This is a genomic window from Erwinia endophytica (assembly GCF_009295515.1).
Lineage (GTDB): Bacteria > Pseudomonadota > Gammaproteobacteria > Enterobacterales > Enterobacteriaceae > Erwinia > Erwinia endophytica.
This window is the reverse complement of record NZ_RQVV01000057.1, coordinates 244,465-271,140: the sequence shown is the minus strand read 5'-3', so window position 1 is coordinate 271,140 and position 26,676 is coordinate 244,465. Positions and strand designations below refer to the sequence as shown.

Annotated in this window: 23 protein-coding genes; 5 read left to right on the top strand and 18 right to left on the bottom strand. The window is 51.3% G+C overall.

The window, feature by feature from the left end; all coding sequences use genetic code 11:
* Window position 1: 1 nt before the first annotated feature.
* From rnhB to rpsB, 15 genes are all read right to left on the bottom strand, one after another.
* Complete coding sequence (rnhB, locus tag EH228_RS18605; RefSeq protein ID WP_152323109.1) at window positions 2–625, bottom strand: ribonuclease HII; 624 nt, start codon at window positions 623–625, stop codon at window positions 2–4.
* Entirely contained in the window at window positions 622–1,818 is a 1,197-nt protein-coding gene (lpxB, locus tag EH228_RS18600; protein WP_152323108.1) for a lipid-A-disaccharide synthase, read from the bottom strand. Before lpxB ends, rnhB begins: the two co-directional genes overlap by 4 nt.
* A 3-nt stretch (window positions 1,819–1,821) precedes the next feature.
* Window positions 1,822–2,610, bottom strand: a complete 789-nt coding sequence (gene lpxA / locus EH228_RS18595; RefSeq protein ID WP_152323107.1) for an acyl-ACP--UDP-N-acetylglucosamine O-acyltransferase — start codon at window positions 2,608–2,610, stop codon at window positions 1,822–1,824.
* A gap of 3 nt (window positions 2,611–2,613) precedes the next feature.
* Window positions 2,614–3,069 (bottom strand): 3-hydroxyacyl-ACP dehydratase FabZ, encoded by a 456-nt coding sequence (gene fabZ, locus EH228_RS18590; RefSeq protein WP_152323106.1) that lies wholly within the window; start codon window positions 3,067–3,069, stop codon window positions 2,614–2,616.
* Window positions 3,070–3,290: 221 nt separating this feature from the next.
* The gene (lpxD, locus tag EH228_RS18585; RefSeq protein ID WP_152323105.1) at window positions 3,291–4,313 is read right to left on the bottom strand and encodes a UDP-3-O-(3-hydroxymyristoyl)glucosamine N-acyltransferase; all 1,023 of its coding nucleotides are present in this window, start codon (window positions 4,311–4,313) and stop codon (window positions 3,291–3,293) included.
* Between the two features lie 3 nt (window positions 4,314–4,316).
* A complete protein-coding gene (skp, locus tag EH228_RS18580; protein WP_152323104.1) occupies window positions 4,317–4,814 on the bottom strand; it encodes a molecular chaperone Skp in 498 nt (165 codons plus the stop codon).
* Between the two features lie 160 nt (window positions 4,815–4,974).
* Window positions 4,975–7,380, bottom strand: a complete 2,406-nt coding sequence (gene bamA, locus EH228_RS18575) for an outer membrane protein assembly factor BamA (protein ID WP_152323103.1) — start codon at window positions 7,378–7,380, stop codon at window positions 4,975–4,977.
* 168 nt (window positions 7,381–7,548) lie between these two features.
* A complete protein-coding gene (rseP, locus tag EH228_RS18570) occupies window positions 7,549–8,898 on the bottom strand; it encodes a sigma E protease regulator RseP (RefSeq protein WP_152323102.1) in 1,350 nt (449 codons plus the stop codon).
* Window positions 8,899–8,906: 8 nt separating this feature from the next.
* Window positions 8,907–9,764, bottom strand: a complete 858-nt coding sequence (cdsA, locus tag EH228_RS18565; protein ID WP_152323101.1) for a phosphatidate cytidylyltransferase — start codon at window positions 9,762–9,764, stop codon at window positions 8,907–8,909.
* Window positions 9,765–9,782: 18 nt separating this feature from the next.
* Entirely contained in the window at window positions 9,783–10,535 is a 753-nt protein-coding gene (gene ispU / locus EH228_RS18560; protein ID WP_152323100.1) for a (2E,6E)-farnesyl-diphosphate-specific ditrans,polycis-undecaprenyl-diphosphate synthase, read from the bottom strand.
* A gap of 186 nt (window positions 10,536–10,721) precedes the next feature.
* On the bottom strand, window positions 10,722–11,924 hold the full coding sequence (gene ispC, locus EH228_RS18555) for a 1-deoxy-D-xylulose-5-phosphate reductoisomerase (RefSeq protein ID WP_152323099.1): 1,203 nt from the start codon (window positions 11,922–11,924) through the stop codon (window positions 10,722–10,724).
* A 131-nt stretch (window positions 11,925–12,055) separates the two neighbouring features.
* A complete protein-coding gene (frr, locus tag EH228_RS18550; protein WP_152323098.1) occupies window positions 12,056–12,613 on the bottom strand; it encodes a ribosome recycling factor in 558 nt (185 codons plus the stop codon).
* Window positions 12,614–12,749: 136 nt separating this feature from the next.
* The gene (pyrH, locus tag EH228_RS18545; protein ID WP_152323097.1) at window positions 12,750–13,475 is read right to left on the bottom strand and encodes a UMP kinase; all 726 of its coding nucleotides are present in this window, start codon (window positions 13,473–13,475) and stop codon (window positions 12,750–12,752) included.
* Window positions 13,476–13,631: 156 nt separating this feature from the next.
* Window positions 13,632–14,483, bottom strand: coding sequence for a translation elongation factor Ts (gene tsf, locus EH228_RS18540; protein WP_152323096.1), 852 nt, complete (start codon window positions 14,481–14,483; stop codon window positions 13,632–13,634).
* A gap of 313 nt (window positions 14,484–14,796) precedes the next feature.
* Window positions 14,797–15,522, bottom strand: coding sequence for a 30S ribosomal protein S2 (gene rpsB, locus EH228_RS18535; protein ID WP_152323095.1), 726 nt, complete (start codon window positions 15,520–15,522; stop codon window positions 14,797–14,799).
* 329 nt (window positions 15,523–15,851) lie between these two features.
* Between rpsB and map the strand changes: the two genes are divergently transcribed.
* From map to EH228_RS18515, 4 genes are all read left to right on the top strand, one after another.
* Window positions 15,852–16,646, top strand: coding sequence for a type I methionyl aminopeptidase (gene map / locus EH228_RS18530; protein ID WP_152323094.1), 795 nt, complete (start codon window positions 15,852–15,854; stop codon window positions 16,644–16,646).
* Between the two features lie 132 nt (window positions 16,647–16,778).
* Entirely contained in the window at window positions 16,779–19,415 is a 2,637-nt protein-coding gene (gene glnD / locus EH228_RS18525; RefSeq protein ID WP_152323156.1) for a bifunctional uridylyltransferase/uridylyl-removing protein GlnD, read from the top strand.
* A 119-nt stretch (window positions 19,416–19,534) separates the two neighbouring features.
* Window positions 19,535–20,359, top strand: a complete 825-nt coding sequence (gene dapD, locus EH228_RS18520; RefSeq protein WP_152323093.1) for a 2,3,4,5-tetrahydropyridine-2,6-dicarboxylate N-succinyltransferase — start codon at window positions 19,535–19,537, stop codon at window positions 20,357–20,359.
* A gap of 341 nt (window positions 20,360–20,700) precedes the next feature.
* Window positions 20,701–21,090: a DUF3461 family protein gene (locus tag EH228_RS18515; RefSeq protein WP_152323092.1), complete on the top strand. Its 390-nt coding sequence runs from the start codon at window positions 20,701–20,703 to the stop codon at window positions 21,088–21,090.
* Window positions 21,091–21,316: 226 nt separating this feature from the next.
* Here the strand turns inward: EH228_RS18515 and EH228_RS18510 are convergent, their stop codons facing one another.
* The 3 genes from EH228_RS18510 to dgt form a co-directional block, all read right to left on the bottom strand.
* On the bottom strand, window positions 21,317–22,474 hold the full coding sequence (locus EH228_RS18510) for a CdaR family transcriptional regulator (protein ID WP_152323091.1): 1,158 nt from the start codon (window positions 22,472–22,474) through the stop codon (window positions 21,317–21,319).
* Window positions 22,475–22,704: 230 nt separating this feature from the next.
* Window positions 22,705–24,138: a serine endoprotease DegP gene (degP, locus tag EH228_RS18505; RefSeq protein WP_152323090.1), complete on the bottom strand. Its 1,434-nt coding sequence runs from the start codon at window positions 24,136–24,138 to the stop codon at window positions 22,705–22,707.
* A gap of 156 nt (window positions 24,139–24,294) precedes the next feature.
* Window positions 24,295–25,809 carry a dGTPase gene (dgt, locus tag EH228_RS18500; protein ID WP_152323089.1) on the bottom strand — a complete coding sequence of 505 codons (1,515 nt, stop codon included), beginning with the start codon at window positions 25,807–25,809 and terminating at the stop codon, window positions 24,295–24,297.
* Window positions 25,810–25,907: 98 nt separating this feature from the next.
* Between dgt and mtnN the strand changes: the two genes are divergently transcribed.
* Window positions 25,908–26,606 (top strand): 5'-methylthioadenosine/S-adenosylhomocysteine nucleosidase, encoded by a 699-nt coding sequence (mtnN, locus tag EH228_RS18495; protein ID WP_152323088.1) that lies wholly within the window; start codon window positions 25,908–25,910, stop codon window positions 26,604–26,606.
* Window positions 26,607–26,676: the final 70 nt, after the last annotated feature.

Sequence of the window (26,676 nt, the reverse complement as noted above, 5' to 3'; positions counted from 1 at the left end):
ATTACAGTAGGGTCGTGACAGAAGCCGCGACATCGGCATCCAGCAAGGCGTTGCGCACTGGCGCAAAACTACGACGATGATGCGGCGTCGCGCCATGCAACGCCAGCTTTTCCCGATGGAGTGCGGTTGGATAGCCCTTATGCTGAGCGAATCCATATTCCGGAAACAACCGATCCAGCTCAACCATCTCACGGTCACGTGTGACTTTAGCGATGATCGAAGCAGCGCTAATTTCCGCTACCAGGCTGTCGCCCTTTACCACCGCCTGCGCAGGCATTGGCAATGCCGGGCAACGATTACCGTCGATCAACACAAAATCAGGGGTCATCGCCAGACCGGCCACGGCACGCTGCATCGCCAACATCGTGGCATGCAAGATATTAAGCTGGTCTATTTCTGCCGCCTCGGCACGTCCCAGACTCCAGCTTAACGCTTTTTCTTTGATCTCTTCAAACAGTGCTTCACGGCGCTTTTCCGACAATTTTTTTGAATCCGCCAACCCAATGATCGGCTTTTGCGGATCGAGAATAACTGCCGCCGTCACCACCGCCCCTACCAACGGCCCACGGCCCACTTCGTCCACCCCGGCAATGCAGGTGGCGACAGGATAAATAAAGGGACTCATTGACACAGCTCCAGTACAGCCGCCGCGGCCTGCTCATCGGCATTCCAGCGGATCTGGCGATGCAATTCAACAAAGGTAGCCAGCAATTGCTCTCGGGTTGCACTTTCAACCAGCAACGGTTCCAGCGCGGCGGCCAGACGCTCTGGTTGGCAGTCATCCTGCAGCAGTTCTTGCACCAACTCGCGACCTGCCAGCAAATTGGGCAGAGAAACGTAGTCAGTTTTCACCAAACGCTTCGCCAGCCAGAAGGTAAAGGGGTTCATACGGTAGCCAACCACCATCGGGCATTTCGCCAACATACACTCCAGCGCGGCGGTACCGGAGGCCAGCAATGCGGCATCGCTGGCAATCATTGCCTGACGACCTTTACCATCCAGCAAGTGCATCGGCAACTCAGGCGCCACTTGCGCTTTAATTTTTTCAAACTGCTCACGACGGTGCGGATTCACCAGCGGCACGACGATTTCCAGTCCGGGCCATTTTCGGCGCAACAGCGCAGCCGTTTTAAGGAAGTCAGCGCTGAGCATTTCCACTTCTGCGCTACGACTACCAGGCAACAAAGCCAGGCAAAGCGCGTCTTCGGCGATGCCCAACGCCAGACGTGCCGCCTGTTTGTCAGGCTCAATAGGCATCGCATCAGCCATGGTATGCCCAATAAAGCGACAGGGAACATTAAATCGATCGTAGAACGCTTTTTCGAAGGGCAGAAACGCCAGCACTAAATCGGTAGAGCGACCAATTTTAAACACACGCTTCTGGCGCCATGCCCAAACCGACGGACTAACGTAATGAATCGTACGGATACCATGCTGCCGGAGGCGGCCCTCAAGAGTAATATTGAAATCCGGCGCATCAATGCCGACAAACACATCGGGTTGCAGCTCAGTGAATCGTTCGGTGAGCACACGACGGATTTTCAGCAAACGAGGCAAGCGCCCCAGCACTTCAACCACGCCCATTACCGCCAGTTCTTCCATCTCATACCAGGCTTCACAGCCTTCGGCCTGCATCAGCGGCCCGGCAACACCGACAAAACGGGCGTCTGGATGTTTTTTCTTCAGGGCACGGATAAGACCAGCGCCAAGAATATCGCCGGATGTTTCTCCGGCGACCAGGGCAATGGTTAATGGATGCGGCTTATCCCCGATGACACGGGGACACTGGCCGGTATGGCTGGCTGATGACAACGACATGAGTTAACGAATCAGACCTCGCGTGGAACGAGCGAAGAAATCATAAAATGGTTGTACTTCAGGATGCTGGCGGGCAATGTCGGCAATTTCCGGCTTTGCTTCTTCCAACGTTTTACCACTGCGATACAACACTTTGTAAGCGTTGCGAATTGCATGCAGCGCTTCTTTACTGAACCCCCGACGCTGCAAACCAACCAGGTTAATACCAAATGGCGTGGCATGGTTGCCCTGCGCAATCACAAAGGGCGGCACATCCTGCGCAACGCCAGAACAACCTCCGACCATCACATGAGCGCCGATAATACAAAACTGATGAACTGCAGTCATTCCACCAATAATGGCAAAGTCATCCACACTGACGTGACCACCAAGGGTGGCGTTGTTGGCGAGGATACAGCGATCGCCAATCACGCAGTCGTGAGCAATATGCACATTCACCATCAGCAGGTTGTCGCTGCCAACTTTGGTCACACCTTCTGCCTGAACGGTACCACGGTGAATGGTGACACTTTCACGAATGCTGTTGCGGTCACCCACTTCAACACGTGTCGGCTCACCCGCATATTTCAGATCCTGGTTTGCTTCACCAATAGTCGCAAACGGATAAATGGTGTTGTCTTTGCCAATACGGGTGTGACCATTGACGACCACATGAGATTTCAGGACGGTGCCTTCACCAATCTCAACGTTAGCGCCAATGACACAGAAAGGCCCAATATTAACGCGAGCACCAATAATGGCCCCCTCTTCAATAATGGCACCTGGATGAATGACAGCAGTTTCATCAATCACGAATTATGCCTCCCGGCTGCGGGCACACATCATCGTTGCTTCGCAGACAATTTTACCGTCAACGGTCGCGACGCCTTTAAAGCGAGTCAAACCACGACGCGTTTTCTCGAAGTTGACTTCCATAATCATCTGATCGCCAGGCACAACCGGGCGCTTGAAACGCGCTTCGTCAATACCGGCAAAGTAGTACAACTCGCCAGGTTCAAGTTTGCCCACGCTTTTAAACGCCAGAATACCCGTTGCCTGCGCCATTGCTTCTAAAATTAGCACACCTGGGAAAATCGGTTTGCCAGGGAAATGGCCCTGGAAAAACGGTTCGTTGACCGACACGTTTTTTACTGCGCGAAGAAATTTATTCTCTTCAAACTCGATTACGCGATCGACCAGCAGAAATGGATAGCGGTGCGGCAGCAGTTCAATGATCTCTTCAATTTTCAGAGTATGAGTTTCAGTAGTCAAAATACTCTTCCTGTCCTAAAAATTCTGATGGCATCAATAACACGGCCTGCAAAGATCGCAAGATCATCCGCAGGCCGCAAATCAGTCTCTGTACGCAAGCTTTCCATGCGGCGGTTTATCCCCGCCAGCACGGGGAATACTGTTAACAATAATTAATTATTGTCACATGCTTAGCATTGTATTTATGAAAGCGAGCCATCACACTGGCAACAATCGCTCAGTCAGTCTTTACCAACCTTACGCTCGATGTTTTTTAAGCGTTTGCTCATTTCATCAATGTTCATTACCAGCGCGGCCGTTTTGCGCCAGGTTTTGTTGGGTTGTAGCGGAATCCCGGAAGAGTATACCCCAGGTTTAGTGATTGGTCGCATCACCATTCCCATTCCAGTCACCGTAACTTTGTCACAAATTTCCATGTGACCATTAATTACACTGGCGCCGCCAATCATGCAGTAGCGACCAATTTTCAGGCTACCGGCCATGATGACCCCTCCCGCGACAGCTGTATTGTCACCAATCACCACGTTGTGTGCGATCTGACACTGGTTGTCAATGATAACACCATTCCCAATCAGAGTGTTATCCAACGCACCGCGATCAATCGTCGTGCAGGCACCGATTTCCACACGATCACCAATCACCACCGTACCCAACTGCGGGATTTTCACCCAGTTACCACCATCGTTAGCATAACCAAAACCATCAGCGCCGATAACCGTACCGGACTGGATCAGGCAACACTCACCGATTTGAACTTCATGATAAACGGAAACATTGGCCCACAAGCGAGTGCCTGCGCCAATACGGGTGTTCTTACCGACGAAACAACCTGCGCCAATGATCACGTTATCGCCCAGCTCAACCCCCGCTTCGATCACCGCATTCGCCCCAACGGAAACGTTGTTACCCAGTTTCGCACTGGCATCGATAACTGCACTCGGTGCAATATCTTTGGCTGGCGGTGGCGTCGTATCGAGGATTTGCGCCATCCGCGCATAGGTAAGATAAGGATTCTTCACTACCAGGGCGGCACCCGGGCAGTATTCCAGATCCGCTGCCGTCAGCACCACGGCTGAAGCCAGGCAGGATGCGAGCTGCTCACGGTAACGGCTGTTAGAGAGAAACGTAATTTGTCCTGCCTGGGCGGATTGCATAGAAGCAACACCGGAGATGACCAATTCGCCATCTCCGTGCAAATCTGCATCCAACTGCTGGGCTAAATCAGCCAGTCGAATTGAAAACATTGATTATTTAACCTGTTTCAAAACATCAGCAGTGATGTCTTTGGATTTACCCGCATAAGCCACAGCATTCGCATCAATAACGACATCGTAGCCTTCATCACTGGCCACTTTACGCACTGCATCCTGAATACGGCTCAGAATTTTGTTACGTTCTTCAGCCTGGCGACGGCGGTTATCCTGCTCAAAAGCCTGAGCTTTCGTCGAGAAGGCTTCTCGCTGAGACATGATGTCTTTTTCCATGCGGCTACGTTCACTCGCCTTCATGGTCGACCCGTCACGCTGCAACTTCTGCATTTTCGCCTGCAAGTCGTTTTCCATACCCTGTAATTCAGTTGCACGGCCTTTAAACTCGTTTTCAAGCTGTTTCGCAACTGCCGCACGCGCCGGTAATTGTTGGAAAATGCTGGAAACGTTTACCACTGCAATTTTATCAGCAGCCTGAGCACCAGCGGAAACCGCCAGAGCGATAGAGAGGCCTGCGGCACACAACAACTTTTTCACTATAAACTCCTTACCATCAACATTTGTGTCTCAGACACAGGTATTGCGCGTTAAGACAACCCAGAGAGATTGCCAGTGAACGACGCGATACTTGCGATAAGCATCGCAAGCGATGGGGAAAAAAGGTCAACCTTCCTCCCCACATTCTGATTAAACCAGCTTACCAGGTATTACCAATGTTAAACTGGAACTGCTCGGCTTTATCTCCGTCATACTTTTTAACTGGCTGGCCATAAGAGAATACCAACGGCCCAAGAGGCGACATCCACTGCAACGCCACACCCGCAGACATACGAATATTGCCAGGATCACTGTAGTCCGGAATACCCGCTGCTCGCGTATCAGCGGTGTTTTGCCACTTGGTATCCCATACCGTACCCGCATCAACAAACAGAGAGGTGCGGACCGAATTGGAATATTTCTCACTCAGGAACGGTGTTGGGGTGATGAGCTCAGCACTGGCCGTCGCCATTGCGTTCCCCCCCACAGCATCATCAGAGTTACACAATGCATTCGACCCTGAACAGGTGGACGAGTTGTTATTGTAATATGCCGCTTTCGGACCAATGGTATTCGAACGGAAACCACGCACAGTACTGGAGCCACCGGCATAGAAGTTCTCGTAGAACGGCATTTCTTTACCACTCAGACCACTACCATAACCTATCTTACCGCGTCCCAACAGCACCCAGGTCCGGTCCTGATTCAGTGGAACATATTCCTGGGTATCGAGGGTTGCCTTGTAGAAGGCGTTATCCGATCCCGGAATGGTCACTTTACCATTCAGATTGGTACGGTTACCCGAGGTTGGGAAAAAGCCGCGGTCAAGGTTATTGTAGGTCCAGCCGTAATTGAACGTGAAGTCATCAGCAGAATACTCCGCGCGACCCGACAAATCTGGGTCCTGGCCCACGGAACGCAGATAACGGAACATCGCAATCTGCGGCTGCATATTGGACAGATCGTTATGTACGTAGCCCACGCCAACACGCAGCGTATTGTTCTCGTTAACCGGGAAGCCCAGCGTGCCATCTATACCATAGCTCTTGTTGGTATAGTCAGACAGGTCAGCGTCGTCTGCTTTAAAGTCGTTATAGAAGATGCGACCACCCAGGCTGACACCGTCGACCGTGAAGTACGGATCGGTCAGTGAGAATTCAGCATAGGTCTGGTAATCATTTTTGGTCCCGCTAATGCTTACGGTGTTACCGGTACCCAGCCAGTTATCCTGGGTCACCCCCACCTGGAAACTGACGCCGCTTTCCGTACCGTAACCAATACCAAAGTTAAAGGTACCGGTATTACGCTCTTTCACCTTGTACACCACGTCCACCTGATCCGGGGAACCAGGAACACGCTGCGTCTCAGTATCTACCGATTCAAAGTAGCCGGTACGGTTCAGACGCTCTTTACCCTGCTCAACCAAGTCGCTGCCTAACCATGCCCCTTCCATCTGACGCATTTCGCGACGCAGAACAGAATCTTTCGAGGTATCGTTGCCTTCGAAACGCACTTTACGCACGTAGTAACGGTTACCCGCATCCACATTGACGTGCAACGTCACGGTTTTATCCGCATCGTTAATTTCAGGCTGGGTCATCACTCGTGGATAGGCGTAGCCATAACGACCAAACATCTTCTTGATGTCGTCTTCCATTTGAGTGACTTTCGCACCGTTATACAGCTCTCCCGGCTTGATTTTGGTCAGCGCTTCCACTTCCGCAGAGTGACCGGCCATGTTGCCATTCACCACCACACCAGAAAGCTTGTACTGATCGCCTTCAGTAATGTTGATGGTGATGTAGATCCCCTTCTTGTCCGGCGTCAGACTGACCTGTGTGGAATCAATGTTGAAACGCGCATAACCACGGTCGAGGTAGAAGCTACGCAACGTTTCAAGATCCCCCGCCAGCTTCTGCTTCTGGTATTTACGATCGCCAACCAGGTTCCACCACGGCACTTCATCGCGCAGTTGGAAACGTGAGATCAATTCATCTGAGCTGAAGGCTTTATTACCGACCACGTTGATCTGCTGGATCTTGGCGGAAACCCCTTCGGTAAACACCAGTTTCAGATCGACACGGTTACGTGGCAATGGCGTTACCACCGCTTTCACGCTGGCACTGTATTTACCCACGCTGTAGTAAAAATCTTCGAGTCCTTTCTCAATCGAGGAGATAGTTGTACGGTCGAGAGCTTCCCCCACGCGCACACCAGAGGCTTCCAGATTTTGCTTCAGCATGTCATCTTTCACCGCTTTGTTGCCGGAGAAGGTGATGCTGGCAATAGTCGGACGCTCTTTAACCTGAACGATCATCGTGTTGCCGTCGCGCAACACCTGAACATCCTCAAAGTTCCCGGTTGCGAAAAGCGCGCGGATAGTATTACTGATATCTTCATCAGTAACCGTGTCTCCCACGCGAACAGGCATACTGAGCAATGCCGCCCCGACGGCGACTCGCTGTAGGCCTTCGAAATGAATATCCTTCACTACGAAGCCATCTGCCGCGTATACGGTAGCGCTGCTAAACAGCAGCGACGCTATGAGCAACTTTTTCATCGCCATCGTTGTTATGCATTCTTCCTAACTGGTTCTCGTCACGTAAAAAGAGGTACTGCAGCACATCAGCCATTCCGGGTTAAAACTCTGCTTAAAATGCGCATTTACCTGAATAAACTGCGATCTTCCACAAATTTCGCCTTTCTGGCCTCAGTTCGCTAATTTCTGAACCTCTTATAACCGCGAGAAATCATTGAATAGTGCAAGCCCCATTAACAGCACCAGCAAAATCGAGCCAATGCGATAACTGAAGTCCTGAACTCGCTCAGACACCGGCCCACCTTTGATCTTTTCGATCACCAGGAACAGCAAATGCCCACCATCTAACACCGGCAAGGGGAACAGATTGATAATCCCGAGATTCACGCTGATCAGAGCGAGAAACATCAGGTAATAAATCAAGCCATATTCCGCCGACATCCCAGCCCCCTGGGCGATTGAAATCGGCCCGCTGAGATTATTCAACTTTACTTCACCGACAATCAGTTTGCCCAGCATGTCCACTGTCAGCTTCATCAGTTGCCAGGTTTTGGCACTGGCTTCACCGATAGCCGCAAACGGTCCATACTGACGTACCGTTTTGTATTCATCCGGCAGCGGAATAACCTTAGGAACAACACCAGCAAACCCTTCAGCCTTACTGCCTGGTCTTATATCAGGCGTCAGCGTCAACTCAAGCTGATTCCCCTGACGCTCCACCTCTACCGCTAACGCTTTCCCGGGATTATCCCGAACAAAAGTGACAAAATTTTGCCATTGTTCTAACGGCTGACCATCGACTTTAACGATCCTGTCGCCCGGTTGCAAACCCGCCTTACTTGCCGCCGAGTCAGCCTGTACTTCAGCCAGCACGGTTTCAATCTGCGGTCCCCGGGGACGAATACCAAGTGCGGTCACCGGATCCTGCTTGTCGGGTTCGAACTGCCAGTGACGTAAATCAACACGCTTCTCACTGACTTGAGAGGAGCCAAAAGGCGCCACACTGAGTAGGGTTTGCTGGTCACCAATTTTCGCCACCAGCGCCATACGCACAGCATCCCAATCAGGCGTTTCGATACCGTCAACGGCTTTAAGTTCCATACCAGGAACAATTTGCGCCACGGCAGCAGGCGAATCGCTTACTATTTCACCAACAACCGGACGAATCCCAGGGATGCCGATGATGAAGACCAGCCAGTATGCGAAGATAGAGAAAATAAAATTAGCGATGGGGCCCGCACTGACGATAGCGGCACGCTGAAGGACGGTTTTATTGTTGAAGGCCTGATGACGCAGCTCCGGAGGCACGCTCTCGATGCGTTCGTCGACCATTTTGACATAGCCGCCCAACGGAATCATCGCGATAACAAACTCGGTGCCCTGACGGTCACTGTAACGCCACAACGCTTTACCAAAACCAATAGAAAAACGTTCGACTTTAACACCACAACGACGGGCCACCCAGAAGTGGCCAAATTCATGCACCGTAATCAACACGCCCAGCGCGACGATAAACGCCCCCAGGCTCCAGAGTATGCTCAGCATAGCGTCCCTTATAGCGTCCCGAAAACCAACAACAACAGGCAGGCGAATACTGGCACCGCCGCAGTCAGGCTATCAATGCGATCCAGAATACCGCCATGACCTGGGATCAGATGACCACTGTCTTTAATCCCAGCCTCACGCTTGAACATACTCTCGCTCAGATCGCCCAGTACCGAAGCCAATGCAGCAACCAAAGAACAGATCAGTAAAGTGCCGGTCGAAACCATCAGCGGCGCCCACAGGCTGAACAACCAGGCAATCAATGCAGAAGTCACCAGACCACCCAAAAATCCTTCCCACGTTTTCCCAGGGGAGACTTTCGGCGCCAACTTGTGCTTACCGAACAAGCGGCCAAATATATAAGCCCCTGAATCAGCGCCCCAAACGAGAAACATGACGTATAGCAGCCACCATGCGCCAGTGAAATGGTCAACATCGTAATGATACTGACGCAACGTCAGCATACCCCAGAAGAACGGTACAATGGTGAGTACGCCAAACACCAGGCGTATAACTCTGGAATCGCGCCACAACGCGGCTGAAACAGGATAGGACAGTACCAGTACCAACGCCACAATCCACCAGCCCAAAGCCGCCCAAAGCGAACCCGCGATTTGTGGCAGGTGAACAGAATATTGATAAGCGGGAAGAGTGAACATCATGAAGGCTAGCAACAATCCGCACAATACAGCCAGCCAGACACGTTGTGAACGTGAAACCAAACCAGCAAACTGCCCCCATTCCCAGGCGGCAAGCATGCAGATAACCATAGTAACCATGGCAAAACCGGGCGGCGGCAGCCAAAATAGCGCGGCTATCACCAACGGAATAAGTATAAACGAGGTAATCAGGCGAGACTTCAGCAAAGATTACCCCCTGTGCGCTCAGGCGCCGCCTGGCGCAGCGCCACCAAAGCGGCGCTCTCGTTGTGCAAACGCATTCAATGCACCTTCAAAAACTTGTTCATCAAAATCAGGCCAGAGAACATCGGTAAAAAAGAACTCTGCATAGGCGACCTGCCACAGCAAAAAGTTACTAATTCGATGCTCTCCCCCTGTCCTTATTACCAAATCCACTGGGGTCAGTTCATTGAGGCAAAGATGCTGGCAAAGTGTGCCTTCCTCAATCTGATCCGGACGAATCAGACCATCCTGCACCTGCTCAGCAATTTTCCTGACGCCATGAATAATATCCCAACGCCCGCCATAATTCGCGGCAATGTTGAGAGTGAGTCCATTATTTTGTTGAGTAAGTTCTTCAGCACGACGAATACGTTCCTGCAAACGGGCATTGAAACGAGTAACATCTCCGATAATCCGCAGACGAACATTGTTCTTGTGCAAATTTTTCACTTCGTTATCGAGAACCCAGACAAACAGTTCCATTAACGCCATCACTTCTTGCGGCGGTCGATTCCAGTTTTCACTGCTGAAAGCATACAACGTCAATGCATCCAGCTTGTGGCTCACGGCAAATTTTACCGCACGACGAACCGACTTCACGCCCGCTTTATGGCCCGAAATACGCAGTTTTCCCTGGTTCTTAGCCCAGCGGCCATTGCCATCCATAATGATGGCCACGTGGCGGGGATTTTCACCCCGCAGGTCATCGGTTTTTAATTGATTTTTGGACGACATAACGCGTAATTATTTCCTTTAATCAGAAATACGACGGTTGCTGAAATATCCACCCGCTCGACGCAAAAAAGCCGTGTTTCACACGGCCTGCAATACCGCTCAATGCAATCTCGTTCTCATTTAGCGGGCGAAGACTATATCATCTCCGCCTCCGCCTCACAAATGGCGGCATGTTACTGCGCTAAATCACCGGGAAATGCTGAAACGCGGCAAACACTTCATCGCGGCGGCTCGCGCCTGACGATCAATGTCCAGGACGGCTTCCACGCTGTCAGGTTCCGCACAATTCAACATTTCCAAAACGGTAGTATTCACGGCAGCGATATCGCTAAAGCGAATTTGCGTATCCAGAAAAGCAGCAACAGCTATCTCATTAGCTGCATTCAACGCCGTGGTAGCGGCCTGCCCAGTCTTGCAGGCATCAATCGCCAGTTTCAGGCAGGGATAGCGTACAAAATCCGGCTCAGCGAATGTCATCGCCCCCATCCGGGCGAAATCCAGCGGTAGCGCGCCAGACTGAACACGCTGCGGCCAGGCCATGACATGCGCAATCGGCGTACGCATATCCGGCGAACCTAACTGAGCCAACACGCTGCCATCACGGTAACGTACCATTGAGTGGATTACCGACTGTGGATGCAGGATGACTTCCATCTGGGCATCCGTCGCATTAAACAGCCAGCGGGCTTCGATATATTCCAGACCTTTATTCATCATAGTAGCCGAATCGACGGAAATTTTACGCCCCATCGACCAGTTCGGATGCGCACACGCCTGGTCAGGCGTCACAGAGGACAACTCGACCAGCGGCGAATCACGAAAAGGGCCACCTGACCCCGTGAGGATAATGCTATCAATACCATTATCCTCCAGAGAAGCGTATCCTAACTGCTGCTGGAGGGAAGCCGGTAAACTCTGAAAAATGGCGTTATGTTCGCTGTCAACGGGCAAAATCTGAGCTTTTGAGGCGCTAACCGCCTGTAAAAATAGCTGGCCGCAAGTAACAAGCGACTCCTTATTAGCCAGAAGAACCTGTTTTCCGGCCCGAATGGCGGCCAGAGTAGGCATTAATCCTGCCGCACCGACGATTGCCGCCATAACCTGATCCACATCATCAAGTGCCGCCAGTTCACAAGCCGCCTGCTCACCACTCAGCACCTCAGTCGCCACATTCAGACTTTTCAGATGATCTCGCAGCATCGCGGCGGAGTGTTCATCCGCCATCGCCGCATAGGCTGGCTGGAATTCGATACACTGCCCGGCCATCAGCTCAACATTATGGCCAGCAACCAGCGCTTTAACGGAAAACAGCTGCGGGTTCGCCCTGACCACAGCCAGCGTACTGGTTCCAATAGAACCGGTCGAACCCAGGATCGTCAATTGCTTCATGAGGGTACTCTGTATAATGACCGACAAAACGCTGCTGTTTCGTCAGATAAGAGATTAAATGCAAAACGCCGTAAGACTGACCACTCGAAAGAACGGCAATCTGTACGGCGTTTCAACACAACATGAAGGACTCAGAAGTCCATCAGCTCCGCTTCTTTTTCTGCCAATGCGGCATCGACTTTCTTAATGTAGAGATCGGTCATTTTCTGGATATCATCCTGAGCACGACGCTCTTCATCTTCGCTGATCTCTTTGTCTTTCAACAGCGCCTTCACTTTATCGTTGGCGTCACGACGAACATTACGCACCGACACCCGCCCTTGTTCTGCTTCATTGCGGACAATTTTGATCAGATCTTTACGACGTTCTTCCGTCAATGCTGGCAGTGGAACACGAATATCGCTGCCTGCTGAGCTTGGGTTCAGCCCCAGATCCGAGGTCATGATCGCTTTTTCAACCGCCGCGCTGATAGAACGATCAAATACATTGACCTTCAACGTACGTGAGTCTTCAACTGTCACACTGGCCAGTTGGCGCAGCGGCGTAGCGGCGCCGTAATATTCGACCATAATACCGTCAAGAATGCTTGGCGACGCACGACCTGTACGAATTTTGCTGATGTTGTTTTTGAATGCTTCGACACATTTATCCATGCGTGTTTCAGCATCTTTTCTGATTTCGTTAATCACGTTGGAACCCTTGGATTCTTGGTTGACCTGCCAGGCTCGGCAGCCAGAGCCCGTTTAACATAGCCGTATAATACTGAGTGCAGCGCATAACACGCTACAGAAGCAGAATATACCTTATTTTACGCGCTGACTGATATTATTGCGTAATCAAAGTGCCTTCTTTTTCACCCATGACCACACGGCGCAAAGCGCCTGGCTTATTCATATTGAACACACGGATGGGCAGCTTGTGATCACGGGCCAACGTAAAGGCGGCCAGGTCCATCACTTTCAGTTCTTTATCCAACACGTCGGCATAGCTAATCTGCTCGTAAAGCGTCGCGTCGGGGTTTTTTACCGGGTCAGCAGAATACACGCCGTCCACTTTGGTGGCTTTCAGCACCACATCAGCTTCGATTTCAATTCCGCGCAGACAAGCCGCAGAGTCCGTGGTAAAGAAAGGATTACCGGTACCGGCAGAGAAAATCACCACGCGGTTATTGCGCAACAGGCTGATAGCCTCAGCCCAACTGTAGTTATCACAAACACCATTCAATGGAATAGCGGACATCAGGCGGGCGTTCACATAAGCACGATGCAGGGCATCACGCATTGCCAGACCATTCATCACCGTTGCCAACATGCCCATGTGGTCGCCAACAACACGATTCATTCCTGCCTGCGCCAAACCCGCGCCACGGAACAGGTTCCCACCCCCGATAACCACACCTACCTGAATGCCCAGTTCTACCAGCTCTTTCACTTCCTGAGCCATACGATCCAGCACGCTGGCATCAATACCGAAGCCTTCGTCACCTTGCAGGGCTTCGCCACTCAGTTTCAGCAGGATACGTTGATATACAGGTTTTGCATTGGTCGCCATGGTGTTTTTTCCTGGAAGATATATGTCGATGTGAGGAGTTAAATCTGATCTATCATCCCCTTAGCATCACAGAAATGCTATTGGGATGAGACTGAAAATTGCGCTGCCGGAAGACGGGCAAAAAAGAACCGCCAGTTGGCGGTTCTTTCCGAACAATTAAGACTGCTTAGACATCGCCGCCACTTCTGCTGCGAAATCACTTTCAACTTTCTCGATACCTTCACCCACTTCGAAACGGATGAAGTTAACAACTTCAGCATTTTTCTCTTTCAGAACCTGACCCACCGTTTTGCCTGGATCGATAACGAAAGGCTGCCCCGTCAGAGACACTTCGCCGGTGAATTTCTTCATACGGCCTTCAACCATTTTCTCGGCGATTTCTTTTGGCTTACCAGACTGCATGGCGATGTCCAACTGAACCTGGTACTCTTTCTCTACCACGTCAGCAGACACATCTTCCGGCTTAACGAATTCTGGTTTGCTGGCAGCGATGTGCATCGCCACTTGTTTTACCAACTCGTCGTCAGCCGCTTTTGCAGAAACCAGCACGCCGATACGCGCGCCGTGCAGATAGGTTCCCAGCACATCGCCTTCCAGCGCAGCGACTCGACGGATATTGATATTTTCACCAATTTTAGCCACCAGCGCCACACGTTCTTCTTCGAACTGCGCTTTCAGTACGTCAACATCAGTGATTTTGCCAGCCGCCGCAGTATCCAGTACTTTGTCAGCAAAAGCCAGGAAACCACTATCTTTAGCCACGAAATCAGTCTGGCAGTTAACTTCCAGAATCACGCCGTAGTTGCCAACGATTTTGGTTTTGATAACGCCATCAGCCGCCACGTTGCCTGCTTTTTTAGCGGCTTTGATCGCGCCAGATTTACGCATATTTTCGATTGCCAGCTCAATGTCGCCATTGGCTTCGGTCAGCGCTTTTTTACAGTCCATCATGCCAGCGCCAGTGCGCTCGCGCAGTTCTTTTACCAGAGCAGCGGTAATATCAGCCATTCTCTAATCCTCGGTTAACTCGCATCTGCCCGCAGCGCCTTCAGACGACACGACAAATGCCTGGTATCGGGAGAAAAATTTCGCCCCGCCGGTGGTGACCAACGGCAAAGCAAAGTCGAAAAAATAAAGGGGCCAGTCAGGCCCCTTACAGATTTTAAATCTGATTGCTACCCAGCATCTTTAATGCTGCGATAAGGCGGCAGACGCACAATCCCCAGGATGACTCAAGTCAGTGACCGGGGAAACGTATGCAGTCAACATACTTACCGCATCAAGGATGAGGGTATAAGGGCTCTCTAAAGAGCAGTCCTTATTACTCAGCTTCCGCGAAGCTTTCTTCTGCCTGCAGCGCCAGGTCTTGAGAACGACCTTCACGTACGGTGGTCGCCACTGCGGTCAGGTACAGGCTAATAGCACGGATTGCGTCATCATTACCAGGAATAATAAAGTCAACGCCATCTGGATCAGAGTTAGTATCAACGATAGCAAACACCGGGATGCCCAGGTTGTTAGCTTCTTTGATAGCGATATGTTCGTGGTCAGCGTCAACCACAAACAGTGCGTCCGGCAGGCCGCCCATGTCTTTGATCCCGCCAAGGCTGTTTTCCAGCTTAGCCAGCTCACGATTGCGCATCAGCGCTTCTTTTTTGGTCAGTTTATCGAAGGTACCGTCCTGAGACTGAGTTTCCAGATCTTTCAGACGTTTGATGGACTGACGAACCGTTTTCCAGTTGGTCAGCATCCCACCTAACCAGCGGTGGTTAACGAAAAACTGATCACAGCTCAGCGCAGACTCTTTTACCGCTTCGCTTGCAGCACGCTTGGTACCAACAAACAGAATTTTACCTTTACGGGCAGCGATTTTGTTCAGCTCAGCCAGCGCGTCGTTGAACATAGGGACGGTTTTTTCAAGGTTGATGATGTGAACTTTGTTACGAGCGCCGAAGATGAATGGTTTCATTTTCGGATTCCAGTAACGGGTCTGGTGACCAAAGTGTACACCAGCCTTGAGCATGTCGCGCATGGAAACAGTTGCCATGATTACCTCTATAGAATGATTGGGGTTAAGCCTCCATGTATCCCTTACAACCGACCCCGCAAACTGCTCGCGCAGTGTTTGAGGCACCCCGGCGTAGGTGTCGATACATGTGTGTTGTTTACACATAATGAGATTTATGCGTTTCTCTGCAAAATATCCCACAGAGAATCGTCGGCGCGCTTTATATCACAAAGCGCCTGATGAAGCCAATGTTTGTTCACCGTTCCCCCTCTGCCAAAAACTGCAATTGGCAGCGGCAAGGGGGGCTGCTAACATTGCTGCACTTCCTCTATTATTGTCGAAAATATCGACAGCTGTGGACAAAATGAATGGCTATTACGATCAAAACCCCTGAAGAAATCGAAAAAATGCGTGTCGCCGGTCGCCTGGCGGCTGAAGTACTGGAAATGATTGAAGAACACGTTAAGCCCGGTATCAGTACCGGCGAGCTGGACCGTCTGTGCCACGATTACATTGTGAATACCCAGAAAGCGATTTCGGCGAGCCTGGGCTACCACGGCTTCCCGAAATCGGTCTGCATCTCAGTCAACGAAGTGGTCTGCCATGGTATCCCCAGTGATGACAAAATCCTGAAGGATGGCGATATCGTCAATATCGACGTGACAGTTATCAAAGATGGCTACCACGGCGATACCTCCAAAATGTACCTGGTCGGCAAACCCACCATCCAGGGCGAACGTCTGTGCCGCGTCACGCAGGAGAGCCTCTATCTCGCCCTGCGCATAGTGAAACCCGGTATTCGTCTGCGGACGATTGGCCGTGAGATCCAGAAGTTCGTTGAAGCTCAGGATTTCTCCGTGGTACGCGAATACTGCGGACATGGTATCGGTAAAGGTTTCCACGAAGAACCCCAGGTACTGCATTATGATGCGGATGACGGTGGCGTGGTCCTGCAAGCGGGCATGGCCTTTACCATTGAGCCGATGGTCAATGCCGGAGATTACCGTATTCGCAGTATGAAAGACGGCTGGACAGTGAAAACCAAAGATCGCAGTCTTTCCGCTCAGTACGAGCACACACTGGTGGTAACGGAAAACGGCTGTGAAATTATGACATTGCGTAAAGATGACACTATCCCGGCTATCCTGACGCATACAATGTAGTTTCTGCTCGTAGCGAAAAAACCGGTCTCCGCCGGTTTTTTTTGATCTCAACCTCATTCTGGCGCTATTGTCCTCTGAACTATCCAACTATTTTTACTGGCGGAACAAGCCGGGAGCACTGGCGTGAGTGATATGGTGAAAAATTGCGGGCTGGCGGACTCTCCCGCAAACTGGAATGACAGCGAACTGACACGCGAGGGGCTGAAACAGCATCTGGAGCGTTTCCAGCAGCAACTGGCCGACGCCTTTGATGCGGGTCAGCAAGTTGAAAGACTGGTCGAAGCCCGAACGCTGTTTATTGATCGTCTGCTGCGACGCCTGTGGCGTTTTTATGGTTTTCCGGAGCAGGAAAATATCGCACTGGTCGCTGTGGGCGGTTATGGCCGCGGCGAGTTACATCCGCTTTCCGATATTGATGTGTTGATCCTCAGTCGCTCTCCGCTCTCCGGACAAGACGCCCAGCGCACCAGTGAACTGCTGACGCTGATGTGGGACCTGAAACTGGAAGTGGGCCACAGCGTGAGAACGCTGGAAGAGTGTCTGCTTGAAGGCTTATCGGACCTGACCGTCGCCACTAACCTGATTGAATCCCGCCTGCTGGTCGGGGATGTCGCGCTATTCCTCGAATTGCAGAAAAACATCTTCAGCGACAGCTTCTGGCCTTCCGACCGTTTCTTCGCGGCTAAAATCGCCGAGCAACAGGAGCGCCACCTGCGCTATCACGGCACCAGTTACAACCTGGAGCCTGATATTAAAAGCAGCCCTGGGGGCCTGCGCGATATCCACACCTTGCTGTGGGTTGCCCGGCGCCATTTCGGCGCAACCTCGCTGGATGAAATGGTGGGCTTTGGTTTCCTGACCGAAGCCGAACGCAACGAGCTGAATGAGTGCCAAAGTTTCCTCTGGCGTATTCGCTTCGCGCTGCACCTTTCCCTGCCCCGCTACGACAATCGTCTGCTGTTTGATCGCCAGCTCAGCGTCGCCCAGCGCCTGAATTATCAGGGAGAAGGCAACGAACCGGTCGAGCGGATGATGAAGGACTTCTACCGCATGACGGGTCGTGTCAGCGAGCTGAATCAGATGCTGTTGCAACTGTTTGATGAAGCGATCCTTGCCTTAGGCGAAGATGAGAAACCTCGCGCTATCGATAACGAGTTCCAGTTGCGCGGTACGCTTATTGATCTGATTGATGAAAGCTTGTTTTCCCGTCAGCCCGAAGCGATTATGCGCATGTTCTGGGCCATGGTTCGCACACCAAACATTACCGGGATCTACTCAACAACATTACGCCAGTTGCGTCATGCCCGACGTCATCTGCAGCAACCACTGTGCCACATTCCAGAAGCGCGCCAGCTGTTCCTCGCTATTCTGCGCCACCCGGGCGCGGTCAGCCGGGCGCTGGTACCGATGCATCGCCACAGCGTACTGTGGGCCTATATGCCGCAGTGGGGCAATATTGTCGGACAAATGCAATTTGATCTGTTCCATGCCTACACCGTGGATGAACACACTATTCGCGTGCTGCAAAAACTCGAAAGTTTTGCCGATGAAGCCACCCGTCCACGCCACCCGCTTTGCGTGGGAATCTGGGCGAGGCTGCCACAACTTGAACTAATACTGATCGCCGCGCTGTTCCACGATATTGCCAAAGGGCGTGGCGGTGACCACTCCGTTCTTGGCGCCAGGGATGTGCTGGAATTTGCCGAGCTGCACGGACTGAACTCCCACGAGACACAACTGGTTGCCTGGCTGGTACGCCATCATTTGTTGATGTCGGTAACAGCGCAGCGGCGTGATATTCAGGACCCGGCAGAGATCCAGCAATTCGCCGAGGTCATGCAGGACGAAACACACCTGCGTTATCTGATTTGCCTGACGGTCGCGGACATCTGCGCAACCAATGAAAATCTGTGGAATAGCTGGAAGCAGAGCCTGCTGCGTGAGTTGTTCTTCGCCGCCGAGAAACAGTTACGTCGTGGTATGGAAAATAGTCCTGACCTGCGCGAACGTGTCCGTCATCACCGTCTGCAGGCGTTGGCGCTGCTACGGATGGACAATATCGACGAACAGGCACTACACGATATCTGGGGACGCTGCCGCGCGGATTATTTCCTGCGCCATACGCCGAATCAGTTGGCGTGGCATGCCCGCCACCTGATGGCTCATGACCTGACCAAACCGTTGGTGCTGCTCAGTCCGCAAGCGACTCGCGGTGGCACGGAAATTTTTATCTGGAGTCCGGATCGTCCCTATCTGTTCGCCACCGTCGCGGCTGAGCTGGACCGCCGTAACCTCAGCGTGCATGATGCGCAGATCTTTACCAGCCGTGACGGCATGGCGATGGATACCTTTATCGTGCTCGAACCGGATGGCAGCCCACTGGCCACCGACCGCCATGAGATTACCCGCCAGTCGCTGGAACAGGCTATCGCTCAGACTCGCTGGCAACCGCCAAGGGCTCGCCGCCAGTCAGCCCGCCTGAAGCATTTCAGCGTCGAGACCGAAACTATCTTCCTGCCAACCCACACTGACCGGCGAACGTATATGGAGTTAATCGCGCTGGATCAGCCGGGATTACTGGCCCGGGTGGGGGAAATCTTTGCCGATTTGGGCGTGTCGCTACACGGCGCACGCATCAGCACCATTGGCGAGCGGGTGGAAGATTTGTTTATTCTCGCCAACAGTGAACGACGTGAACTCAGTCCGGAATTGTGTGAAGTATTACAACAACGGTTGACAGACGCCCTTAATCCAAACGATAAAGAGTGACTCCGCCAGGTTTAATTTTTACCACGCTTTCCTGGGGCCAGGACGCCGGTAACGTTGCGAGAAACAGGCGGGCCATGAATGCCCCTGGAAACATGATTTGACACAGGAAACCAGAATTAATGCAACAATTACAAAGTGTTATTGAGAACGCCTTCGAGCGCCGTGCCGAAATTACCCCGGCCAATGCCGATACAATAACCCGTGAAGCCGTTAATCAGGTTATCAGCCTGCTGGATAGCGGTGCCCTGCGCGTGGCTGAAAAGATCGACGGCCAGTGGGTGACTCATCAGTGGTTGAAAAAAGCCGTGCTGCTCTCCTTTCGTCTCAATGACAATCAGGTGATCGACGGCGCTGAAAGTCGTTTTTATGACAAAGTTCCCATGAAATTCGCCGATTACGATGATGCGCGCTTCAAAAAAGAAGGTTTTCGCGTCGTGCCGCCCGCAGCCGTTCGTCAGGGCGCATTCATTGCCCGCAATACCGTACTGATGCCTTCTTACGTCAACATCGGCGCTTATGTTGATGAAGGGTCCATGGTTGATACCTGGGCCACGGTCGGTTCCTGCGCACAGATTGGTAAAAACGTTCACCTGTCCGGCGGTGTCGGGATCGGTGGCGTGCTTGAGCCGCTGCAAGCTAACCCGACTATCATTGAAGATAACTGTTTCATTGGCGCTCGTTCTGAAATTGTTGAAGGGGTTATCGTAGAAGAAGGCGCGGTGATTTCGATGGGCGTCTACATTGGTCAGAGCACCAAAATCTATGATCGCGAAACAGGCGAAGTCCATTATGGCCGGGTACCCGCTGGCTCTGTGGTCGTTTCCGGCAACCTGCCTTCTAAAGACGGCCGCTACAGTTTGTATTGCGCGGTCATCGTGAAGAAAGTTGACGCGAAAACGCGCGGTAAAGTGGGTATTAACGAATTACTGCGCACCATCGACTAAATCACTTTTCGGGCCGCCTCCTGCGGCCCGTAATCTTTTCTTTACATTCTTCAGGACGATAACCTGTTTCGCAACACAAAATAACGGGTGCTATTGCGCAATAATCAGGCGATAATTCGCGCCGTTGCAACAACCATTTCTCCCTGACGTACTCCGCGCAGTTACTTTTGCGACTACATTTATCTGGCGCAGGAGTCCGCAACGAGCGAGCTAAGTGAAAACCAGGCGTAAGCGCGCAGCCAACATAATGGGCTTGATGTCCATACATGGCGAGCACTGCATAACGCAGTATTCACCACGCGCAGCCGGAACGACATTAACTTCATTTAGGAATAAAAGCTATGTATGACAACTTGAAAGGTTTAGGTATCAGTAATCCTGATGATATTGACCGTTACAGTCTTCGTCAGGAAGCCAATAACGATATTCTGAAAATCTACTTCCGCAAAGATAAAGGCGAGTTTTTTGCCAAAAGCGTGAAATTCAAATACCCACGCCAGCGTAAAACCGTCGTGGCTGATAACGCCAGCCAGGGATATAAAGAAATTCAGGAAATCAGCCCGAACCTGCGTTACGTTATTGATGAGCTGGACCAGATTTGCCTGCGTGATCAGCTTGAAGTCGATCTAAAACGCAAAATTCTGGAAGATCTGCGTCATCTGGAAAACGTGGTATCCAATAAGATCAGTGAAATTGAAGCCGATCTGGAAAAATTGACCAACGGGCGATAATCGCCATGCCGTTGGCAATTCGCCCACGTTATTTCCAGTCTCTTTATATCCTCCAATAATTCGCCTGGCAGGACAAAAACGCAGGCGTTTTGAACCGCATCGACACTAGTTCCCAACGGGCGATAATCATACGCTTAGCAAACATTCCAGGAGCTTACTCAGGTAAGCGACTGGCGTATAAATTGGTTCAGCCAACGTATTTGTCGCCAGGAGGAAGAGCGGGTTATTACGGTTGTTCATCCAGTTGCAACGCCACATACAGTAGCAATCGGTCATCGAAATGACTCAAATTAAGTCCTGTCAGTTCCGAAATGCGGTTTAGCCGGTATTCAAGGGTATTACGATGGATATAGAGCGCTTTTGCCGTGGCCGAAGGTTGTACATTATGACTGAACCATGAAATCAGCGTGCGCTTCAGCAAGCCATTGCTGTCCATCGACTTCAGTTTTGCCAGTGGTCGTGAAAGTTCATTGGCCTGCCACCCTCCACGCAAACTGTCCAGCAGCACCGGTAGCACCAGGTCCTGGTAAAAGTAACTGCGTTGCTCTGGCATCCGCTGTTTACCCACCACCATCGTGGTATGCGCTGTGCGATAAGAGCGTGCGATACTGCCCGGCCCGGTAAAAAAGTTACCCAACGCAATCCTCATGCGTAAGTGTCCCCGTTCCTTCATCCGCGACAGCAACAACTCCACCCGCTTGCGATGATCTTCCGCATCGAAACGACCGTGAGTGTTAAAGGCCGGTTTCAGTACCACCATCTCGGTCAACGAGACAATGGCTATCAAGTTGTCCCGCTCCGGTGTGATCAGCATCGTCTGTAACTGCTGTAACTCCGACATGGCGCTATCCACTTCCAGTTGGCCGCTATCGACTTCCACCACCGCGACCACTCGCGGCAGTTCCAGATCAATACCTAAACGTTGCGCCCATTCCATCAATGCGGGTGAAAGCGTATCACTGCGGATCAAGTTAAGTACCAGTTCTTCACGCAGACGGCTATCCTGCGCCAGCATATGCAGCAATCTGGCCTGTTCCAGCATCATTTCCGCCGTCATACAAACCAGCTCGCCATAGTGGTGCAACGTTTCCGGTTCCCCAGTCAGACCAATGACGCCGACAATTTCCCCATCGATACGCATCGGCAGATTGACCCCTGGCCGCACACCGTGCAGATGTTTCGCTACCGCGTCGTCGATGTCTACCACCCGTGCCTGCGACAGCGCCAGCAGCGCCCCTTCGTGCATTTCACCAATTCGCTCGCTATCACCACTGCCGATAATCCGGCCACGCGCATCCATCACATTGACATTGCTGTCAATAATTTTCATTGTGCGGGCAACAATTTCCTGCGCCAGGCGAGCATCCAGATGATAAGTGGCCATTCATGACTCCTGAAAAGCATCATTTTTTCAGCATACTCGCAGGACCCTGCGAGCACATTGTTCATATGCACTAATCGTGATCTATGATGTAAAAATTTCAGGAGAATTCATCGTCACAACAACTTTTCAGCGAAATAAAAAAGGGGCCAGCCTTTAACGGCCAACCCCTTCAGTTTGATGTGTGTTAATGGGCGGTTAGAGTTATCCCTGGCCCCCCATTTCAACCACGGTTACTGCATCAACAGGTAGATGGTGGCATCACCACGTTGAATGTTCAGCGCCAGCACCGAAGGTTTAGCATCAAGAACCTTACGCAGTTCACCCAGGTTAGTGACCGCCTGCTGGTTAACGCCAAGGATGATATCGCCTTTCTTCAATCCAATACGATCCGCTGCTGAACCCGCTTTCACGCTGTCGACTTTCACGCCCTTGATGCCTTTCGCGTCATAATTGCTAAGATCAGCCCCTTCGATACCCGTATAGATATTGCCGGAATCAACTTTGGTTTGGGTGCTTTGCTGCAACTCAACATTTACCGTGATGTTTTTACCGTCACGGATCAGGCCCAACGTCATTTTGGTTCCCACTGGCAACGACCCCACCTGGGCACGCAGCGCAGCAAAACTGGAAACAGGTTTGCCGTTGATGGAGGTCACCACGTCACCCGCTTTAATCCCCGCTTTCGCCGCGGAAGAATTTGGCAGCACCTGACTGACGAAGGCTCCGCGCTGAGCATCAACTTTCATCGCTTTAGCCAACTCGGAGTTCAGCTCGGTTCCCATGATCCCCAGCTCGCCGCGTTTCACCTGACCATATTCAACCATCTGCGCGGTCAGGTTTTTGACCATGTTACTTGGGATAGCAAAGCCAATCCCAATGTTTCCGCCGTCTGGCGCGAGGATCGCGGTGTTAATACCGATCAGTTCACCATTCAGGTTCACCAACGCGCCGCCCGAGTTACCCCGGTTGATGGCGGCATCAGTCTGGATAAAGTTTTCGTAATTTTCGACGTTCAGACCACTACGTCCCAGTGCCGAGACGATACCGGAAGTCACCGTTTCGCCCAGGCCGTAAGGGTTACCAATGGCTACAGTGTAGTCGCCAACGCGCAGATCGTCTGAGTCAGCGATTTTAATCTCGGTCAGATTTTTTGCATCTTTCAGTTGGATCAGCGCAATATCCGAACGCGGATCTTTACCGATCACTTTCGCGTCATATTTACGGCCATCACTCAGCTGTACCTGGATTTTGGTCGCATTTTCGACCACATGATTATTAGTAACGACATAGCCTTTAGCGGCATTAATCACTACGCCAGACCCCAGCGCACGGAATTTTTCCTGCTGAGTATCGGTTCCACCTTGTCCCTGATCACCGCCCCCTTGACACATTGGCGATCCCTGGAAAGGCGAACCGTCCTGGCAGAACGGCGAGTTATTACCAAAGAACTGCTGGAACTGCTGCGGTAACCGCGGTGTGCGGACGGTTGTGCTTCCTTCTACATTAATACTCACCACTGAAGGCATCACTTTTTCTAACATCGGCGCCAGACTTGGCAATTGTGAGCTGGAGGAAGAAGCAGTTTCTGCTGCAGAGGCAGTATACGGGCCCATCGCCATTCCCAGGCCCAGAACCAACGCGCTAGCTAAAAGTGTTTTTTTCATGTGTCAGTTTCTCTAAATTACGTCCAATTATGCAACCATTTCTGTGGTCGTGGTCTGATGGTAAGAGTTAATTTTTAACGCTAAGTTCATGAGTAAGCTTCTACTAAAAGTAAAAATTTATTCTGCATCTTTACAAAACTTAGCCTTCCAGTGACATTATTCAACCGCCATCAAACGACGATACTCGTCCCACGCATACAAGTCCGTCATGCCGCTGACATAATCTTGCAGCAGACGAGCACGATAATAACGCTCCCACAATAAACGTTCAAAGCGATACTCTATTTTCAAGTTGCGCATATGCACAGAATACGCTTTGCGATGTTTTCCAGATAATTTATGAAATAGACGTGTTTCTATTGGGTAATGCTTATGAAAACCGTCATCTATCAGAATGTTAAAGTCAGTATAAGACATGGCCAGTAGCGGCTGGTATATATCCAGAAGACCTTTAATAACCCGATATCCCTGTAATTCAAGCTGCTCTACTTCAGCATGATTAAACACGTGCTTTCTGGCGACAGACTTAAATAATGCTAATAATTGACTTTCATCACCTTCATCTTCCAATAATGAATGATTAAAACTACCCTGATAAATAGCATCAATGTTATCAATAAAACGTTTAACCGCATGTCCCACCATCAGGGACTGAACACGAACCCGCAGCTTCATAAAAAAGGTATCGCTGCGACTGCGATAACGCTCTTTGCTTTGTGCCTCACTGTAAGCAAACTCCACTATCTTTACAAACAGATCATCTGAATTGACTTTTCTGTTCTTTTTCAAAGATGTCCACTCGTCTTGTAAATAGCCATACAATTGATCAACACTGAAGATTGCTTTTTCCACTGCATCATCAAGGTCGGCAATACAGTAGGAAATATCATCCGCTGCCTCCATAATATATGTCAGCGGGAACCGGTGATATTGTTTCGTTGCCGTTGCCCGTAGCAGCTCCGAAACGTATTTTTCCTCTGACAGGTAATAGCCTGGCTTTTTCATCAGCGTCTTGAACTGCTCAGGTTTTTCTCCCTGATACCAGGCGGGGGCAGTATATTTCAAAATACAGGCGACCTGAACGTAAGACAGATTGAGTTGCAAAAGTGTATGTACCAGGCGGATAGCCTGGGCGTTGCCTTCAAAATGGCAAAGATCCTGGCGAAGTTTCGCATTCATCGCGAGAAACTTTTCGCTCTGCTGATTATTTTCCACACCCGCCTCGGTCGGTTCAATCAACAAATCCGGCAGGTTCACATTAAACCAGTCATTAATTGCCGCCTCACCAAAATGGCCAAATGGCGGATTACCCACATCATGTAAAAGACAGGACATTTCCACCAGGCTTTCAAACGCGCCAGTGAAATCATTGAGGCCATATTGTTCCAGGCCACCTGGCTGCTCTCTCAACTGTTGGATAATTTCCTTGGCGATGTAGCGGCCCGTTTGCTGTACTTCCAGAGAGTGTGTCAGACGGGATCGGACCGCGGCATTTCTCTCCAGCGGGAAAACCTGCGTTTTCTGTTGCAGACGCCGGATCGCCGCAGAGTTAATGATCCTGCCCCGGTCACTTTCAAAATGGCGGGTAATGAGATATTCACCCTCTGGCACCTGGTGGTTATTAAAGGGTCTCTCAAAACTAAACTTCGTCCTGAAATCAATCGCTGACATAGTTGTCCCCTGGAACACTGACTGCTTCGGTGAGTTTAATCATGATAAACTATGCATCATATGTGACGAGTTATACTACAACATTAGCGAGTATCCCTATGAAAGCAGGCATTATTGGTGCAATGGAGCAGGAAGTGACCCTGCTACGTGACAAAATTGAAAACCGTCAGACAATAGCGCTGGCAGGCTGTGAAATTTATACCGGGACTCTAAATGGTGTGGATATTGCCCTGCTAAAATCGGGAATCGGTAAAGTCTCTGCCGCCATGGGTACCACACTGCTGCTACAGATATGCAAACCTGACATTATTATTAACACCGGTTCCGCTGGGGGGCTGGCTCCGACGCTAAACGTGGGGGATATCGTGGTCTCTGACCAGGTGCGTTACCACGACGCCGACGTGACCGCTTTCGGTTACGAACCCGGCCAGATGGCGGGCTGCCCTGCGGCCTTTGCCGCCGATGAGCGGCTCATTGCCGCAGCTGAAAGCTGCATCAAACAGCTCGGCCAGCATGCCGTGCGCGGCCTGGTGGTCAGTGGCGATGCCTTTATCAACGGTGCGGAACCACTGGCCCGTATCCGCTCCACCTTTCCACAGGCGGTCGCGGTAGAAATGGAAGCCACGGCGATTGCCCATGTCTGCCATCAGTTTGCCATCCCCTTCGTGGTCGTCCGCGCTATTTCTGACGTGGCCGACCAGCAATCTCATCTGAGCTTTGAAGAATTCCTCAGCGTCGCCGCTAAGCAATCTTCACTGTTGGTTGAAACGCTGCTGGCCCACCTGACCCACGTTTAACGCCGCCTTTTAGTGCTGTGGATAGGTTGCGGGCTGCAGTAACATCCCCGGCGGCGAAAACGCCGGGGTT